We start from the raw sequence: 17,544 nt of genomic DNA, 5'->3' as shown, positions 1-17,544 counted from the left end.
TTTTACTGAGGTCCTTTAACCGGTTACCTTGAGTTTAATCTGACTTCAATCCAAAGGAATTAAAAAAATATTCTTATAATCCACGTTACCAGGGCGGTTTTGGGATTAGACGACCAGTTGTGGAATTGATCGGGATGCAGGTAAACGTAACGATAATGGCAGTGTTAAATATTTTTTCGGTTTTTTTTGTAAGATGGATATTACAGCAGGAACTGGCTCAGCCTGGCACGGAGCGTTTTTAATGCCTTGCCTAAATGAGCCTCAACTGTTTTTTCGGAAATGCCCAATTTTGACGCTATTTTTCTTTGCGGGTAGCCCGATTCCCGGCTTAGCTGATACACCAACCGGCATTTCTCGGGCAGTTCGGCTACGAAGCCTGCGAGGCGACTTTTTAACTCTTCAAATTCAAGCCATTGCTGGGTTGAATCATCTGTAATATTTACGGCGTGGTGGCGGTAGGCAGCGTATTTTTGCTGATGATTTCGTTTATCTAAAATTTTAATTACACGATACTTTACAGATACGGCAAGGTAGGAGCTTAGTGTATTGATTGCACCTAATTCATTCCTCCTTTTCCACAACGAAACAAATATATCCTGTACAATTTCTTCGGCTTCGTCAAGTTCCCTTATCTTGTTGGCTGCAATAGCAAACAGCTTTGACCAATACCTGTTATAAATTTGGGTAAAGGCATGCTCATCGTTCTGCTGAAGCAAGCCGGTCAGTTCCTTATCATTAAGAATATTATAATCGTAGATATTCAAAATAAAAAGCAATTATATTATTAAATATTGTTTGCCCGCAAAAAGAGAATCTATAGGGAATAAGGTATACTTACTCAATTAGAATAAAGTTTTTCACCAGGCAAATTGGTTTATAATTTCAAATGTAATAACTATTGGTTAAAACAGCGAAGGATTTCCTCCTGTTTTTATTTTACCCAAATGCTTATAAGCATTTTCGGTTGCTTCGCGGCCGCGGGCAGTACGCATTAAAAAGCCTTCCTGGATCAAAAAAGGCTCATATACTTCTTCAATTGTGCCTTCGTCTTCTCCTACAGCAGTTGCTATAGTTTTCAGGCCCACGGGTCCGCCTTTAAATTTATCGATAATAGTGGTCAGGATCTTATTATCCATTTCATCCAAACCATGTTCATCCACATTAAGTGCATTTAAAGCATATTTGGCAATGCCTGTGTCAATATTGCCATCCCCTTTTATCTGGGCAAAATCACGGGTGCGGCGTAATAATGCATTGGCAATACGCGGGGTACCGCGGCTCCGGCGGGCAATTTCATAAGCGCCCTCATCGCTGATTGGTGTTTTTAATATAGATGCTGAGCGCAATACTATGGTAGTTAATAATTTAGCATCGTAATACTCCAGTCGCGAATTTATGCCAAATCTTGCACGCAAGGGTGCAGTAAGTAAACCTGAACGTGTGGTAGCGCCAACCAGCGTAAAAGGATTTAGGGAGATTTGCACTGAGCGTGCATTTGGGCCGCTCTCCAGCATAATATCTATCTTGAAATCCTCCATTGCCGAGTACAAGTACTCTTCAACAAGCGGACTAAGCCTGTGAATCTCATCTATAAATAAAATGTCTCCTGTTTCAAGGTTGGTTAATAAGCCCGCCAGATCACCGGGTTTATCCAATACCGGGCCGGAGGTTATCTTGATACCAACCCCCATCTCATTTGCAATAATATATGAAAGCGTGGTTTTGCCCAGACCGGGAGGGCCATGCAGCAGCACATGATCAAGCGCTTCGCCACGCTGGCGGGCAGCCTGTACAAATATTTTTAAATTGGCTAATATTTTATGCTGACCGGTAAAATCCTCAAATACCTGCGGCCGGAGAACTTTTTCAATATCACGTTCGGCAGGAGAGAGGCGTTCGCGGTCGGGATCAAGATGTTCGTTCATGCTTCGCAGTGATTAGAGATTAGAAACCAGAGATTAGTTATATGGTCAAAACTATTAAATAAGAGCGAAATTACTTAACTAATCTCTAAACTCTGACCTCTAATCTCTATCCTTCCGGATATTTTCTGAATATGGAATTGATCTTCATTTGGATTACTCCAAAAAAAGCTTCTCTGAAAATGCTTGTCGACATTTTTGAAGTACCCAATGTACGGTCTGTAAATATAATAGGCACCTCAACCAGTTTAAAGCCATGCTTTATGGTGGTATATTTCATTTCTATCTGGAATGCGTAACCAACAAACTTTATTTTATTTAGCTGGATAGTTTCTAATACTTTACGTTTATAGCACATAAAACCGGCTGTAGCATCCCTAACATCAATGCCGGTTATAAATCTAACGTATACCGATGCAAAATAGCTCATCAGCACGCGGCTCATTGGCCAGTTAACTACATTTACTCCATTAATATAGCGCGAGCCTATTACCGCATCGGCACCATCAATACAGGCCTGTCTTAATTTGAGCAGATCATCAGGGTTATGTGAAAAATCAGCATCCATCTCAAAAATATAATCGTATTGATAAGCTATACTCCATTTAAAGCCGTGGATATATGCGGTACCCAGTCCTTGCTTGCCGGCGCGCTCTTCTAAAAAAAGTCTTTCCGAAAATTCAAGCTGCAATTGTTTCACAATAATCTGCGTACCATCGGGCGAGCCATCGTCAATAACAAGGATATGAAAATCATGAGGAAGTGAGAACACCTTACGGATCATCCGCTCAATATTCTCTTTTTCATTATAAGTTGGAATAATTACTATGCTATCAGGCACCCGGAAATATTTAGATAAACAATTGGCGAAAATACTTGATTTTCATCTTCATTTAAAATAAAAAAGCAGTAAAGTAATTGTTACTCTACTGCTTTTTTATAGGTGCGCTGATTTACAGGTTATTTGCTTCTGCAATTGCCTGGTTATCAATATATGGATCTGTAATGTAATTGCGTTCTTTCAACCGCGGCGAAACAAACAGGAATACTATTATAAATACACCGATAAACGTTACAAAAAACCATTCGTAGTTTGCACCCCGAAGGTTTTTGGCCCACCAGCCGCCATCTTCAATAAGACCATTAACAAGGGCGGTAATAAGATTACCGAATGATACTACCAGGAACCAGATGCCCGTCATAGTGCTCTTCATTGATTTTGGTGAGTGGGTATAAGCATACTCCAGTCCGGTGATAGATACCAATACTTCGGCCGCTGAAAGTATCATAAATGCCAGCACCTCCCAAAATATTGATGGCTTTTCGCCATGCTGGATACCATTATGGATAAAAGCGATAACAACAAATGATAAAGCCGTTAATACCAACCCCGTACCAAGCCTGCGTAATGGAGTGGTTTTTAATCCGCGCTTATCAAGCCACGGATATATTACATAGTTAAAGAGGGGAATGAATAGCAGCAGGAATACCGTATTAACCGTAGATAGCTGACCGGGCAGCACGGTAACTTTTGTAAACCCAAGGTTAATAACACGATTCATTTTTTCGGCATACAGCGTCCATTCAGACAAACACTGATCCCAAACTGCCCAAAATGCCAGCGCGAAAAAGAATACCGCCATAACCCGGTAAACTGCCTTAACACCTTCAACGCGCTCGGGGTCGTACGGGCCTTTGGCAACATCGAGCATGGATTGCCCCGGTATGCGTTGGCTCAAATGAGTTAACGCATACCAGGTTATAAATACCAGGTTATTGCGGTTGACGCCCTGCGGGGGAACCTTTACATACTTTTTACGGCCCGAAAAAAATATGATGGTAGCCAGCGCCATAAGGAGCCCGGGAATACCGAAAGCCCACTTGGGGCCAAAGTGATCATAAGTCCAGGGGATGGCAACGGTTGAAATCATAGAGCCGGCATTGATACTGAAATAGAACCAGCCGTAAACTTTTGATAGTAAATCCTGGTTGGTAGCATCAAACTGGTCGCCAACGTTGGCTGATACGCATGATTTAATGCCACCAGCGCCAACGGCAACTACAAGCAAACCCAGTTCAAAACCACCAAGGCCACCATCGAACGTAGCCAACATTAAATGCCCGACACAGTAAATCATCGACACATATAAAATAAGTTTGTATTTGCCGGTAAACCAGTCGGCTATCATGCCGCCTACAAATGGCAAAGCATAAGCCACCATCACAAATAAATGATGTAATTTATTGGCATGGGCGTTAGCCTGCTCTGTTAACGCCACACTATCTGTAGGGTTAAAAAATTGTTTTACCAAAAAAAGACTGAGTACGGACCGCATCCCATAAAAGCTAAAGCGTTCTGCCGCTTCATTGCCTATAATAAAAGGAACGCTTCGCGGAAATCTGGATTTGGCTGGCTTTGTAACAGTTGCTGTTTCCTGCATATATTATAACTAAAAATTGCGCTAAAGTAATATAATTCCCTTAAATCAGAATTTAATACTGAAACTGTTACAAAAAAGGATGTTAATATTTTGTTTATAAAGCGTTTTAAAGATTATTAAAAACAATTTTAACTCCAAATAAGCTTTACTGCCCAATTTTGCCTAAAATTACATTTTCCTGTAAAAACCAAGTATGGACATCCAGTTTAATAAAAATGAAGATATAAATAAGCAGCTTGTTTATGAACTTAACACCCGGCTTAAAAAAGTACACTTAGGCGGCGGTGAAAAAGCAGCGGCCAAACAAAAAGAAAAAGGTAAAATGCTGGCCCGCGAACGCGTAGCTTACCTTTTGGATAAAGGGAAACCCTGGCTTGAGCTTGGTGCATTTGTGGGCGAAGGTATGTATGCTGAACATGGGGGCTGCCCCTCGGGCGGGGTGGTATGTGGCATCGGTTATGTATCGGGCAGACAATGTGTAATTGTTGCCAATGATGCTACCGTTAAAGCGGGTGCATGGTTCCCCATAACTGCCAAAAAGAATTTGCGTGCCCAGGAAATTGCAATGGAAAACAGGCTCCCAATTATTTATTTGGTTGATTCTGCCGGTGTTTATTTGCCTTTACAGGATGAGATCTTCCCGGACAAGGAACATTTTGGGCGCATCTTCCGCAACAATGCTATAATGAGCAGCATGGGCATTATCCAGATTGCAGCAATAATGGGCTCATGTGTGGCTGGCGGTGCCTATCTGCCAATTATGAGCGATGAGGCTATGATAGTTGAGGGTACAGGCTCAGTATTTTTGGCCGGATCATATTTGGTAAAATCAGCAATTGGGGAGGATGTGGATAATGAAACCCTTGGCGGTGCTACCACGCAATGTGAAATCTCAGGCGTTACAGATTACAAACATCCAAATGATAAGGCTTGCCTTGATTCTATCCGCAAAATAATGAGCATGACCGGCGATTTCCCAAAAGCCGGTTTCGACAGGATAAAAGCATCAACACCAAAGTTTGATCCAAAAGATATTTATGGGATCCTACCCATCAGCAGGGAAGCGGCTTATGATATGAATGAGGTTATATTGCGCTTACTGGATGACTCGGAATTTGAAGAATATAAGGCGGGTTTTGGGCAATCAATAATTTGCGGTCTGGGTCGCGTTGATGGCTGGGCAGTTGGCATTGTTGCCAATCAGCGTAAAGTTATCAAGTCAAAAAAAGGTGAAATGCAGTTTGGTGGCGTGATCTATTCAGATTCTGCCGATAAAGCCACCCGATTTATAATGAACTGTAACCAAAAGAAGATTCCGCTTGTGTTTTTACAGGATGTTACAGGCTTTATGGTAGGTAGCCGGGCCGAACATGGCGGAATTATTAAGGACGGTGCTAAAATGGTAAATGCGGTTGCTAATTCAGTGGTGCCAAAATTCACTATAGTAATAGGCAACTCCTACGGCGCAGGCAATTATGCTATGTGCGGAAAAGCTTATGATCCGCGACTTATTTATGCATGGCCGACTGCCAAAATAGCCGTAATGGGTGGTGGTCAGGCTGCTAAAGTATTGGTACAAATGCAGGCGGCCGGATTAAAAGCCAACGGCGAAGATGTTAACCAGGAAAAAGAAGACCAGTTATTAAAAGAAACCACCGACCGCTACAATGCACAAACAACCCCGTATTATGCCTCGGCAAGGCTTTGGGTTGACGGTATTATTGATCCGCTTGATACACGGAAAGTGATTTCCATGGGAATTGAGGCTGCTAATCATGCACCAATTGAACGGGCGTTTAACGTAGGGATAATACAAACGTAGGTGATGTGCGGATGTGCGAATTTTGGATGTGCGGATGAATAAATATTATGGTCGCAGGAGACGCGATGCGTCGCGTCTTAAATGTTCTGTACATGATAATTAATCTTAAAATCCTATAAATCTTAGTTATGAACGTTAATTATGATGAATTAATACTGCTTGCCGGTGGAGCTTTTTTAACGGTTTTTGGAATCGGTAAGCTTAATGAGCGCGAAAAGTTAATTAAATCAGGTGTTAAGGTTGAGGGTGTTGTATTTGATATAGAAACAAGCTGGGGCACGGGATCAGGTGCGAGATCCACAATGTACTATCCTATAATAAGGTTTGTAACTGCTGATAAAGAATGGATAACCGAAAAATATGATATTGGCAGTAGTCCGGCTGCATATAAAGTGGGTGATAAGGTGAACGTTATATACGATAAAGCTGATTATAAACATTTTATGATTGATGATATGAAAAGCGCATTATTGGGACCCATTTTTATAGGTATAGGGGCTACACTTATAATTGGAGTAATTATCTATTTTTTTATAAACCAATACCATTCTTTACGGTAACAAAGTCAAAAAACAAGAATCATGACAAATAAATTAGTTCTTTTCATGGCAGTTTTGTTTTTTGCTTCAGCTGTGTCAGCACAAAAAGTCACAAGAGTTAAAATGGTAACAGACTATTCAATCAATGTAGCCGGTGACGATTTCGAAGGAGCAATTTTTAATGCGAGGTATACATCACCATGGATAAGTTTGAAAAGATCAGGCGGCGTAGTTTATTCTGTTTATAACGATTCCTTAAAAAATGACACATTTAATCAATTCCAACGCTTTACGCCAAACGTAGATGATATTGTATTAGCCGAAACACTTTTGCGAAAGGATTTAAAACAGTTTGTTAAAAAATTACCAGCGGTTAGGTTTGTACGCGGGCCAAATGTATACAGCCACCTTGAAAAATATGCACGTCAATATTTTGGGCTGACCAATGGCAATGGGGAGAAAATAATCCTTTTAAATTGCTTTTGGGATGAAAACATAAAAAAGGATGGTAACGATTGGCTGACCGAATATTATCACGTGTATGAAGGTGGAAATTATTATTGGGAAGCTAAAGTCAATTTAACAACGCACCAATTATTTGATTTTGGTGTTCACGGGGCTATTTAAAACAATATTCATTTTATATTTAAACATGAAAAAATTACTCTTACCGTTCATCCTGCTGCTGATTACAAAAGCCTACGCTCAAACGCCAAATCAAATCCATCAAAAAGCAATTTTAGTTGATACGCACAACGATATCCTTTCAAACATCTTAATAACTAAACAGGATGTTGGTAAGCTGCAAAGCTCCGGTAATTTCGATTTGGTACGTGCAAAGCAAGGCGGACTTGATGGTCAGATCTTTTCTATCTGGTGCGGCGAGGAATATGGAAAAGGCACAGCTTACGCTTTTGCAAACCGCGAGATTGATTCATTGTATGCATTGATTGCCCGTAACCCGGATAAAATAACACTTGTTCATAACTCCAAAGAACTTTTAGCAGCTGTAAAACAGCAAAAAATGGCTGCCATGATAGGTGTAGAGGGCGGCCACATGATTGAGGACAGGATAGATTATATCGACAGCCTGGCCAAACGCGGCATGAACTATTTAACCCTTACCTGGAACAACAGCACGTCATGGGCAACCTCGGCAAGGGATGAGGTTACTAAGAAAGATTCATTAAAGCATTTAGGATTAACTGATTATGGAAAACAAATAGTAAGGCACTTGAATGAGTTGGGTGTAATGGTTGATGTATCGCATGTTGGCGAACAAACTTTTTACGATGTAATTGCTACCAGTACCAAGCCGGTAATTGCATCGCACAGTTGTGCTTACAGCCTTGACCCGAGCAGGCGTAACATGAAAGATGCGCAGTTGAAAGCCCTTGCAAAAAACGGTGGAGTGGTTTTTGTGAATTTCTATAGCGGCTTTGTTGATAGCACTTATACGCCCAAAGTTGCAGCCTTTTTGCATCAGCATAAAGCAGAGTTGGACTCCCTTACCAAAATTTACCATGAGGGCGACCTGGCTAATATCAGGCTGAATGCGATTTATAAAAGCGAGTCGGACAAGATCAGGCCACCGTTAAGCATGTTGATCAAACATATTGATTACATAGTGAAACTAATAGGGGTAGATCATGTGGGCATAGGCTCAGACTTTGATGGTGCCGAATCATACCCGCTTGGTATGGATAGCGTTTCGGATTACCCTAAAATTACTGAAGAATTATTGAAGTCGGGTTATTCTGAAAAAGATATTGATAAAATATTAGGTGGTAATTTTTTAAGGGTGTTTAAGGCGAATACGGGGAAATAATGAAAAAATATACACAGATGAAGTTTTGTTGTTTGATTGCATTGAGTTTGCTTATAGTAGTAAATTGTACAGCACAGATTCACAAAGTATATGTTGACTCAAAAGGGAATTTTGACGTTGAGTGGCATAAGGCAGTTAGTTACATGCTTATCAGGAAAAACGCGGATTCAGATTATTCCGCACAGAAATACAGTATGAGGGATACCATTTTGATGAGAGGAAACTATAAAGATTCATTATTGACCATACCTAACGGAAAATTTGTATTCTATAAAAAGGAAACAATACCAGATAATCTTAAAGGAGCTGTGCGCGCTGACACGAATAATTATGTGAGCGAGGTAAGTTATTTTTTAAATGGCAACAAAACAGGAATGTGGGTGGAATTTAATAAAAAGAACGTTAAGCGTTGTTCCTATATATACAAAAACAACAAGTTGAACGGTAATTATCGCCGATACCATAAATATATTAGTGATTATGTGCTTGAGGAAGGGGAATATATTGATGATAAAAAGGATGGTGAATGGAATTTTTATGGCTACGACACGATAAAAACGCCATTAGTGACACAGTTATATAAAAATGGTAAACTCTTAAAACAGATCGCTCATATTAAGCTCGCCTGTTTTCAGGGGGACCTTAATAAATACTTAAGGAAAAGCTTGAAAATCCCCGACACGCTTAGAGCATGGTCGGTCGAAACAGAGATCATCATTGCCCAAAATGGAGAAGTAAAAGATCCAAAATTGATCCGGTCTTCATTACCTGACAGAATTAATAACATTTTATTGCCTGCCTTAGCAACCATTCCGAGGTTTATCCCTGAATTTCACGATGGCAATCCCCAGGAGGTAAAATACAAACTTTTATTTTCGAGGGAAGAAAATAAGTATTCGCTGGCTATTCTCTATCGCATTTCGTTGGCAAAAGAAGTTGGAAATGGAATGTCTATTGAAGATCACAATGGCTTAGTAGAGGAACATAGTGTTTGGCCAAGCGATCCCGATCCGAAAAATAATTAAAGTCAACAGTTTGAAGATTGAATAAAGAGATAAACATTTTTAACATGCAGTTTTAATTCAGGGCACCTTCCTGAGCACGGTTAAATGATGGCATATAGCTGACCAATAAAAGCCTCTTTTTTCTTACCTTTGAGCTTCAATTTTAAAAAACAAAATGTCTTCAGATATCGAACATGTTAAATGCCTGATCATAGGCTCAGGCCCGGCGGGTTATACTGCTGCTATTTATGCTTCACGCGCCGATTTAAAACCGGTTATGTATACAGGGCTGCTTGCCGGCGGTCAACTTACCCAAACTACTGACGTTGAAAATTATCCTGGTTACCCTGAAGGCATAATGGGTCCGGAGATGATGGAGAACTTTCGCAAACAGGCTGAACGTTTAGGTACCGATATCCGTTTTGGCTATGTTAGCTCGGTTGACTTTTCAACCCTTCCGCATAAAGTGGTAGTTGATGAGCGCAAAACCATAACAGCTGATACTGTTATCATTTCAACAGGTGCATCAGCTAAATGGCTTGGACTGGAATCAGAGCAAAAATACAGCGGATTTGGTGTTTCGGCATGTGCTACCTGCGATGGCTTCTTTTTTAAAGGGGAAGATGTAGCTATAGTAGGAGCAGGTGATACAGCTGCTGAAGAAGCAACCTATTTGGCGAAATTATGCCGCAAGGTAACCATGATCGTCCGCAGGGATGAGTTCAGGGCATCAAAAGCAATGATGCACCGTGTACTGAATACGCCAAACATCGAGATCTTATATAATACCGAAACCAAAGAAATTGTTGGCGACGGCCAAAGTGTTACCGGTGTTACCGTAATTAACAACAAAACAAACGAAGAAACCACTTTAAAGGTGTCGGGATTTTTTGTGGCGATAGGTCATCACCCTAATACAGAGATTTTTAAAGGCTGGATCCACATGGACGAAACCGGTTATATAAAAACCACCCCCGGTGCAACAACCACCAATATTGAAGGTGTATTTTGTTGCGGCGATGCCCAGGATCATATTTACCGCCAGGCAGTAACAGCAGCCGGCAGCGGCTGTATGGCGGCAATTGATGCCGAGCGCTACCTGGCAGCTAAAGAACATGTGGTAACTGCTTGAGGTTAGTGACCAGAGATTAGTTGAGGTTAGTGATCAGTGACCGAATATTAGAAATTAGGTGAAAAAGCAGAGATCATATTAAGGCTTTCGGACGCAGAGGAATTAATTAAAACAACTTTATCGATTATAAAGTTATACATTGCAGGAAGCTATAAATCAGCGAAAATCAATTAATCAACCATGGGAAAAGGCGATAAAAAAACTCGAAAAGGAAAAATAGCAATGGGCTCATACGGTAAAACCCGGCCTCACGACCAGAAAAAGACTAAGCCTGCTGAGGCAGTTGTTGCTGAAGAAAAGAAATAAACTAAGGCCATCCAAATTAAAGTGGGTGGCTTTTTTATTATAAATTCACTTAGATACAGATTTTTTACACCTGTAAATGGATGTTTTTTTCCAAAATCTGTTATCTTCACCACCTCGTAACTAAACCAATAAAATTTTACTGTATGTATAAAAAGATTTTTATATCGCTATGTGTTTTTATGGGCCTTTTTACCGGAGTGGTAAGCGCACAGGATAATGACCCTTATATGGTTATTATACCTGCCCCGGTCTCTGTTAAAAAGTCAGCTGGTGAGTTTGTGCTGAGCCGGGAAACTACCCTGTTAGCCGATAGCATTGATAATAAAGCAGTTGTTTTTTTTAAGGATTATCTTCAAAATAGAGAGAACCTTAAAATACAACTTCAACCAAATACCGGTTCAGCTGCAGCAAACAGCATTGTACTTACCTCAAAAGGTGCTGATAATATACCCGCAGGTGGTTATAACCTCACTATAACACCACAGCAAATAACAATAACAGGTAAAGAAGCAGGCCTTTTTTATGGCATCCAATCATTAATACAGTTAATACCTGCTAACAAAGGCGCAGTTGCGAAACTCCCTTGCGTGCAGATTGACGATTATCCCCGGTTTGGGTATCGCGGCTTAATGCTTGATGTGAGCCGTCATTTCTTCTCGGTTGAGTTTGTTAAAAAATATCTTGACGTGATGGCTGCCTACAAGCTGAATAACTTTCACTGGCATTTAACTGATGACCAGGGATGGCGCATCGAAATAAAAAAATATCCCAAATTAACACAGATCAGCAGTCGGCGTGCACAAACGGTTATTGGCCATTACCGCGAACGCACTCCACAACAGTTCGATAACACACCTTATGGAGGTTACTACACCCAGGAGCAGATCCGTGATGTAGTAAAATATGCGTCAGACCGCTATATAAACGTTGTTCCTGAAATTGAAATGCCGGGCCACTCAGAAGCTGTTTTGGCAGCCTATCCTGAGTTTAGCTGTGATCCATCATTAACCATTTACAAAGTGGCTGAAACTTGGGGTGTATTCCATAATATATATGAACCATCAGACAAAACATTTAACTTTCTACAGGATGTTTTAACCGAGGTAATGGCGCTGTTTCCATCTAAGTATATCCATGTTGGTGGAGATGAGGTACCAAAAGATGCCTGGAAAAAATCTGAATTTTGCCAAAAACTGATTAAAAAGCTTAAGCTTAAAGATGAAGAAGAACTGCAGAGCTATTTTATACAACGGATTGAAAAATTTGTGAACTCAAAGGGCCGCAGCATTATCGGTTGGGATGAGATACTGGAAGGCGGCCTGTCGCCAAATGCTACAGTAATGAGCTGGAGAGGTGAGCAGGGCGGAATAGCCGCTGCCAAACAAAACCATAACGTGGTAATGACACCCGGAAGTGCAGGCCTTTATATTGACCATGCGCAGGGAAAGGAAAATGAGCCACTAAGCATTGGCGGCAGCGAGCCTTTAACAAAAATATACAGCTATAACCCAACACCTGCTGAACTGACTGCCGATCAGCAAAAATACATATTGGGTGTGCAGGCTAATTTGTGGACAGAGTACATCCCTACGGATAACAAAGTTGAGTACATGATATTGCCGAGGGTACTTGCACTTTCAGAAGTAGCATGGACCCCGTTGGCTAATAAAAACTATACTGATTTTGCCGATACCCGCCTGCCGGGTCACCTGGCGTGGTTTGATAAAAACAATTTTGATTACAGGGTACCAACCGCAATTGGTACAAAGGACACAATTATGTTTGGCAACCAGCTGAACGTGAAGCTAAAAAGTTCTGTTGAGGGTGCAAAAGTTTATTACACCATTGACGGCTACAACCCGCGCGAAACCGATATGGAATATACTGTCCCCATGACCTACAATATACCGGCTGATCAATACCGCGAGCTGAAAACTATTGTTATCACACCATCGGGTAAACGCAGCCAGGTAACCCGCGCAATAATGTATAACAAAGCGCCTTTACCAGCTATCAACGGACAAAACACCAATAAAGGACTAAAATATAAATTATACACGGGCGTATTTAACAGTGTAAGTGAGTTAAATAATGCCGCCGTTATTGATAGCGGTGTGGCCGTTAGCTTCAACACATCGGAATTTAAGAAAAATATAAAGGGATATGGCATAATATATACGGGCTTATTCCGTATTGATAGCGATGGCGTTTACGGGTTTTCAACAGCTTCGGCAAATGGGTCAGCTTTATTAGTTGATGATCAGCCGGTTGTTGATAATGATGGTAAACATGGTGTATTTGACCAGGGTGGAGCGGTGCCTTTACAAAAAGGATATCACAAAATCACCATAAAATATTTTGATGTTGCAAGCAATGGTAGTTTAAAAGTGTTTATGACTAATCCCGATAAACCTAAAGGCGAGGTAACGCCCGATATGATGTTTAATTAAATATTTTATGATTTACAAATACCGTTATTGCTTTGTAATGCTGATTGGCAGCATTTTAATGGTAAGCTGCTCGGAAGATAAGAAACCTGAAAGTACGGTTGCAGTGCCTAAAAAGCCGGTTGTGATGGCGCCTTTCAGGTATCATGAATTGATTGAAGTATCGCCCGGGCAGGACTATGATGTATTAAGCTGGGGGCGTGGTTCAACTAAAACAGGTGCATTTGAGATCTTGCATTCTGATTCGGCTGCTGCTAAGTTTATTACTACAACCGGCGACCTGGATGGCGACATTGTGGATGCCTATAACTCAGATATGGATCTTGATGGTAATCCTGAAATACTGATCCAGGCTAAAGGAAACGATACCATAAATTACACCACTATTTATGCCTTTGAATATAATAATAGCGGTGCTCATAAGCTGGATTTTCCAAAACTAACAAAATCACAAAGGGCCGGTTACCGTGGCGATGATAATTTTTATATTAAAGATGGGAAGCTGATCCGTGAGTTTCCCATTTATGATGGCAATACCAAAGCAGCTAAGGTAACGGCTGCAAAACGCCAGTTTGAGTATGGATTACGCAATAATGAGTTTACCATAAAGCAGCTGAGTAAAGATTCAACCAAAGTAAGTGGTGAACCCAACCAGATTGTTAAAGAGCCAGTTAAAAAGAAGGAAACTGAAAAGAAAAAAACAAACACCAAAAAATCAAAAAAGAAACATAGAAGGCATAATAGTGATGATAATTAAAATATAGCCGCTACCTCAAAACGTCATGCTGAACTTGTTTCGGCGCCTCACAGGACAGTTCGCCAATATGCTGGCCACTTAGCAAGTGAGGTGCTGAAACAAGTTTTTAACGGATTTTCTTCGCGGGCGAAGCTCTCCTGGTCACTAATCCTTCTAATTCCCTTGCATTAAAAACGCCAATTGCATCATAATCGTTGTTAAAATAACACCATGCCTCTTTAACACTTTTACATTGTTTAATCTCGTTCACAATCTTTTGTAAAAACTCTATTGAATAACGGGAACGATAAAGATCAGGTACTCCGTGAAACCGGTAATAAACCACATCGGTATTTTCAATAACATCATCAGGCAGGGTGGGGTGGCTCATGCCGCAAAAAGTGATGTTGTGTTCAGCCAGCTTTTTATAAATATCCTCGCGCCACCAGCTTACATGACGTAGCTCCAATACGTTTTTAAATGATGGATTGAGGCTGGTTATAATTTTATCAAGTTTTTCTTCTGTATAATTATAACTTGGCGGCATCTGGAATAAAACAGGTCCAAGTTTCTCCTGCAGACCATCATTAATAGTATCGTAAAAACTGGTGATCATGTCGGTAGTATCATTAAACTTTTTATAATGGGTAATTGCCCGCGGCGCTTTTACTGCAAACCGGAAATCTGCCGGTGCTTTCTGATACCAGTTTTGTAAAAATGATAGTTGCGGAAAACGGTAAAAAGTAACATTAAGCTCAATGGTGCTAAAGTGTTCGCAGTAATAATCAAACCATTTACGCTGAGGCAGATCCACCGGATAAAATGGCCCTTTCCAGTCTTTATAATGAAACCCTGAACAGCCAATGTGCCAATCCGCCATAATTTAGCCTTTTTTATAAAAAGAAACAGAGGCAAATTTTGTTTTAAACGGTATACAAAACGGTACATAAATCAATCCGTTTTTTGAGCATTGATTTAAGGTGTATAAAGTGTTGATTAATAACAATTTGCGCTAATGCTAAATGCAGGTAGTGATACGGGTATTGATACAGGTTTTGTTCCGGGTAGTGATACACTAAATAAAAACAGTAAACCAAAACCAAAACAAGTAGTAGTAATACAGAGCGATAGATTTTTTTTAGGTCGATATTTTATTAAACCAATAATCGCCTAAACGCCGTTTGGAATACTACAAAGAAAGAAAAAAGTTGCGCTAAAAAAGAAAGTATTTATTCACATTCAGGGTATTTATGGGTAAAGTTTTTTATATTTTTTGTAAATTTGTGTAGTGCCAATCCAGCGCCAGAATATGCATTTTTTATATCCCGTCTTCTTATTTGCATTGCTCACACTGGCCATACCTGTACTTGTGCACCTGTTTAATTTTCGCAGGTATCATAAAGTATATTTCAGTAATGTGCAGTTTTTAAAGGATGTACAGGAACAGCAATCGCACCGCAGAAACTTAAAAGAACGTCTGATCCTCGCTTCAAGACTTTTGGCTTTGTCTTTTTTGGTTTTTGCATTTGCAAGGCCTTATATTCCCGGTAAAAACGCGGTTAATGCAGGCAAATTGCAAACGGTAAGCATATTTGTTGATAACTCATACTCCATGCAAACCCTTAACCGTGAAGGTACCTTGCTTGACGAAGCTAAACGCCGCGCTAAGGAAATAGCATCAGCCTATAATATTAACGATAGCTTTCAACTACTTACCCAGGATTTTGAAGGCAAGCACCAGCGTTTATTGAGTCGTGATGAATTTAATGATGCGGTTGATGCTGTTAAGATAAGTCCGCAAAGCCGCAGTTTGCAACAAATAATCAGCCGGCAGCAAAGCTTGCTGGACATGCATAGGAATGGGGTAAGGTCGGTTTATTTAATATCCGATTTTCAAAAAAACATGTCAGCGCCACAAGCTGTTAAAGCTGATACCAGTTTACACCTCAGTTTGGTACAGCTAAAGGCCAGTACCCTGCCGAATGTAGCAGTTGACTCTGTCGCCTTGCTAAGTGCTATACACCGCCCGGGTGAAAGTGAAAAGTTGGTTGTGCGGCTTCATAATTATGCAGATAAACAAGCAGAAAAGATTCCGCTTAAACTTTCAATAAATGGTGAGCAAAAAGCTTTGGGCAGTTATACGGTCAAAGAACGGTCGGTACAATATGATACACTGGTGTTTTCCGGATTAAAGGCTGGCTGGCAGCGTGCCGAAATAACCCTGCAGGATAACCCGGTTACTTTTGATAACCAATTTTACTTCTCATTTAATGTAAAACAGCAAATGCCTGTTTTATTGGTAGATGGTGGCACGGTAAACCCATATTTAAAAGCAATATTTGCTTCCGATCCTTTTTTTGCGGCTAAACGGGTACCCGATGGTAATATAGATTATGCTGCTTTAAACACTTTTCCATTAATTATTTTAAGCGATATAGATGCAATATCAACGGGCTTATCGCAGCAACTAAAAACTTACGTGAGCAAGGGAGGAACGCTGGTTGTTTTTCCTTCAGAAGATGCTGATTTAAGCAGTTATCAATCGTTATTACAACCTATGAATGCTGCCTATCCCGAAAAGTTATTAACTGAAGATATCAAAGTATCCAGCCTGAACCTGCAAAGCCAGGTATTTAAAAACATATTTGAAGGCTTCCCGCAAAATCCCAATCTGCCGGTTGTAAAAAAATATTACCAGGTAAGTTCATCAACTGTTAATCGGGCCGAAAATTTAATGACATTACCCGGAGGTAAAATCTTTTGGGCAGGATATACCAGCGGCAAAGGAAAGGTATATATTTCAGCCGTTGCATTAAATGATGATTTTAGCAATCTGTCCAGGCATGCGCTGTTCGTGCCCCTAATGTTCAGGATAGCACTGTTAAGCGGGCATGATCAGCCTTTATTTTATACCTTGGGGCGTGATGAAACTATAGAAACCCTGCCGGTTCAAACTAATGAAAAACAATTGCTTAAGCTGGTTAAGGATACAAAAAGTATAATCCCTGATACCAAACAACAGGAGGGAAGCACCTTGATTTACGTTGCCGACCAATTGCATGAGACCGGCATTTACGACCTGAAAAAAGTTGATAGCACTGTAGCTGTGATAGCCTTTAATGATAACAGGAGCGAATCAGACCTGAGCTATTTAAGCAGCGTTGAATTGGCTAAATTGATACCGCAAGCTGACGAAATAATAGAGGGTGGCAAGGCCTCATTAAAGGGGAATGTAACTGAAACAAATTTCGGCTTACAATTATGGAAACTTTGTATAATTTTGGCATTGATTTTTCTGGGCGCCGAAATACTGCTGGTAAGGTTTTACAAAACAGATCAGCGCAGTGTTAAGCAACCGGTTTAAATG

General features: G+C 40.5%; 15 protein-coding genes. 10 read left to right on the top strand and 5 right to left on the bottom strand.

The window, feature by feature from the left end; translation table 11 throughout:
- Nucleotides 1–200: 200 nt before the first annotated feature.
- The 4 genes from JWQ54_RS04620 to JWQ54_RS04605 form a co-directional block, all read right to left on the bottom strand.
- Complete coding sequence (locus tag JWQ54_RS04620) at nt 201–764, bottom strand: RNA polymerase sigma-70 factor (RefSeq protein WP_299580927.1); 564 nt, start codon at nt 762–764, stop codon at nt 201–203.
- 138 nt (nt 765–902) lie between these two features.
- A complete protein-coding gene (ruvB, locus tag JWQ54_RS04615; RefSeq protein WP_299580924.1) occupies nt 903–1,925 on the bottom strand; it encodes a Holliday junction branch migration DNA helicase RuvB in 1,023 nt (340 codons plus the stop codon).
- A gap of 106 nt (nt 1,926–2,031) precedes the next feature.
- A complete protein-coding gene (locus JWQ54_RS04610; protein ID WP_299580921.1) occupies nt 2,032–2,763 on the bottom strand; it encodes a polyprenol monophosphomannose synthase in 732 nt (243 codons plus the stop codon).
- A gap of 112 nt (nt 2,764–2,875) precedes the next feature.
- Entirely contained in the window at nt 2,876–4,363 is a 1,488-nt protein-coding gene (locus JWQ54_RS04605) for an MFS transporter (RefSeq protein ID WP_299580918.1), read from the bottom strand.
- Between the two features lie 193 nt (nt 4,364–4,556).
- Between JWQ54_RS04605 and JWQ54_RS04600 the strand changes: the two genes are divergently transcribed.
- The 9 genes from JWQ54_RS04600 (at nt 4,557) to JWQ54_RS04560 (ending at nt 14,198) form a co-directional block, all read left to right on the top strand.
- Nucleotides 4,557–6,185, top strand: a complete 1,629-nt coding sequence (locus tag JWQ54_RS04600; RefSeq protein WP_299580915.1) for an acyl-CoA carboxylase subunit beta — start codon at nt 4,557–4,559, stop codon at nt 6,183–6,185.
- Between the two features lie 128 nt (nt 6,186–6,313).
- On the top strand, nt 6,314–6,745 hold the full coding sequence (locus JWQ54_RS04595; RefSeq protein WP_299580912.1) for a DUF3592 domain-containing protein: 432 nt from the start codon (nt 6,314–6,316) through the stop codon (nt 6,743–6,745).
- Between the two features lie 21 nt (nt 6,746–6,766).
- On the top strand, nt 6,767–7,351 hold the full coding sequence (locus JWQ54_RS04590) for a hypothetical protein (RefSeq protein WP_299580910.1): 585 nt from the start codon (nt 6,767–6,769) through the stop codon (nt 7,349–7,351).
- 25 nt (nt 7,352–7,376) lie between these two features.
- Nucleotides 7,377–8,552, top strand: coding sequence for a dipeptidase (locus tag JWQ54_RS04585; protein WP_299580907.1), 1,176 nt, complete (start codon nt 7,377–7,379; stop codon nt 8,550–8,552).
- Complete coding sequence (locus tag JWQ54_RS04580) at nt 8,552–9,577, top strand: hypothetical protein (protein WP_299580904.1); 1,026 nt, start codon at nt 8,552–8,554, stop codon at nt 9,575–9,577. Before JWQ54_RS04585 ends, JWQ54_RS04580 begins: the two co-directional genes overlap by 1 nt.
- A gap of 154 nt (nt 9,578–9,731) precedes the next feature.
- Nucleotides 9,732–10,688 (top strand): thioredoxin-disulfide reductase, encoded by a 957-nt coding sequence (gene trxB / locus JWQ54_RS04575; RefSeq protein WP_299580901.1) that lies wholly within the window; start codon nt 9,732–9,734, stop codon nt 10,686–10,688.
- Between the two features lie 180 nt (nt 10,689–10,868).
- Nucleotides 10,869–10,994 (top strand): 30S ribosomal protein THX, encoded by a 126-nt coding sequence (locus JWQ54_RS04570; protein WP_299580898.1) that lies wholly within the window; start codon nt 10,869–10,871, stop codon nt 10,992–10,994.
- Nucleotides 10,995–11,137: 143 nt separating this feature from the next.
- Nucleotides 11,138–13,444: a family 20 glycosylhydrolase gene (locus JWQ54_RS04565; protein WP_299580895.1), complete on the top strand. Its 2,307-nt coding sequence runs from the start codon at nt 11,138–11,140 to the stop codon at nt 13,442–13,444.
- A gap of 7 nt (nt 13,445–13,451) precedes the next feature.
- Nucleotides 13,452–14,198 carry a hypothetical protein gene (locus JWQ54_RS04560; RefSeq protein WP_299580892.1) on the top strand — a complete coding sequence of 249 codons (747 nt, stop codon included), beginning with the start codon at nt 13,452–13,454 and terminating at the stop codon, nt 14,196–14,198.
- A 106-nt stretch (nt 14,199–14,304) separates the two neighbouring features.
- Here the strand turns inward: JWQ54_RS04560 and JWQ54_RS04555 are convergent, their stop codons facing one another.
- Entirely contained in the window at nt 14,305–15,057 is a 753-nt protein-coding gene (locus tag JWQ54_RS04555; protein WP_299580889.1) for a DUF72 domain-containing protein, read from the bottom strand.
- A 429-nt stretch (nt 15,058–15,486) separates the two neighbouring features.
- Here JWQ54_RS04555 and JWQ54_RS04550 point away from each other — a divergent pair, with 429 nt between their 5' ends.
- On the top strand, nt 15,487–17,541 hold the full coding sequence (locus JWQ54_RS04550; protein ID WP_299580885.1) for a BatA domain-containing protein: 2,055 nt from the start codon (nt 15,487–15,489) through the stop codon (nt 17,539–17,541).
- Nucleotides 17,542–17,544 lie beyond the last annotated feature (3 nt).

Origin of the sequence: Mucilaginibacter sp. (assembly GCF_028288225.1) — a bacterium.
Taxonomy (GTDB): domain Bacteria; phylum Bacteroidota; class Bacteroidia; order Sphingobacteriales; family Sphingobacteriaceae; genus Mucilaginibacter.
This window is presented reverse-complemented; position numbering and strand designations above follow the sequence as displayed.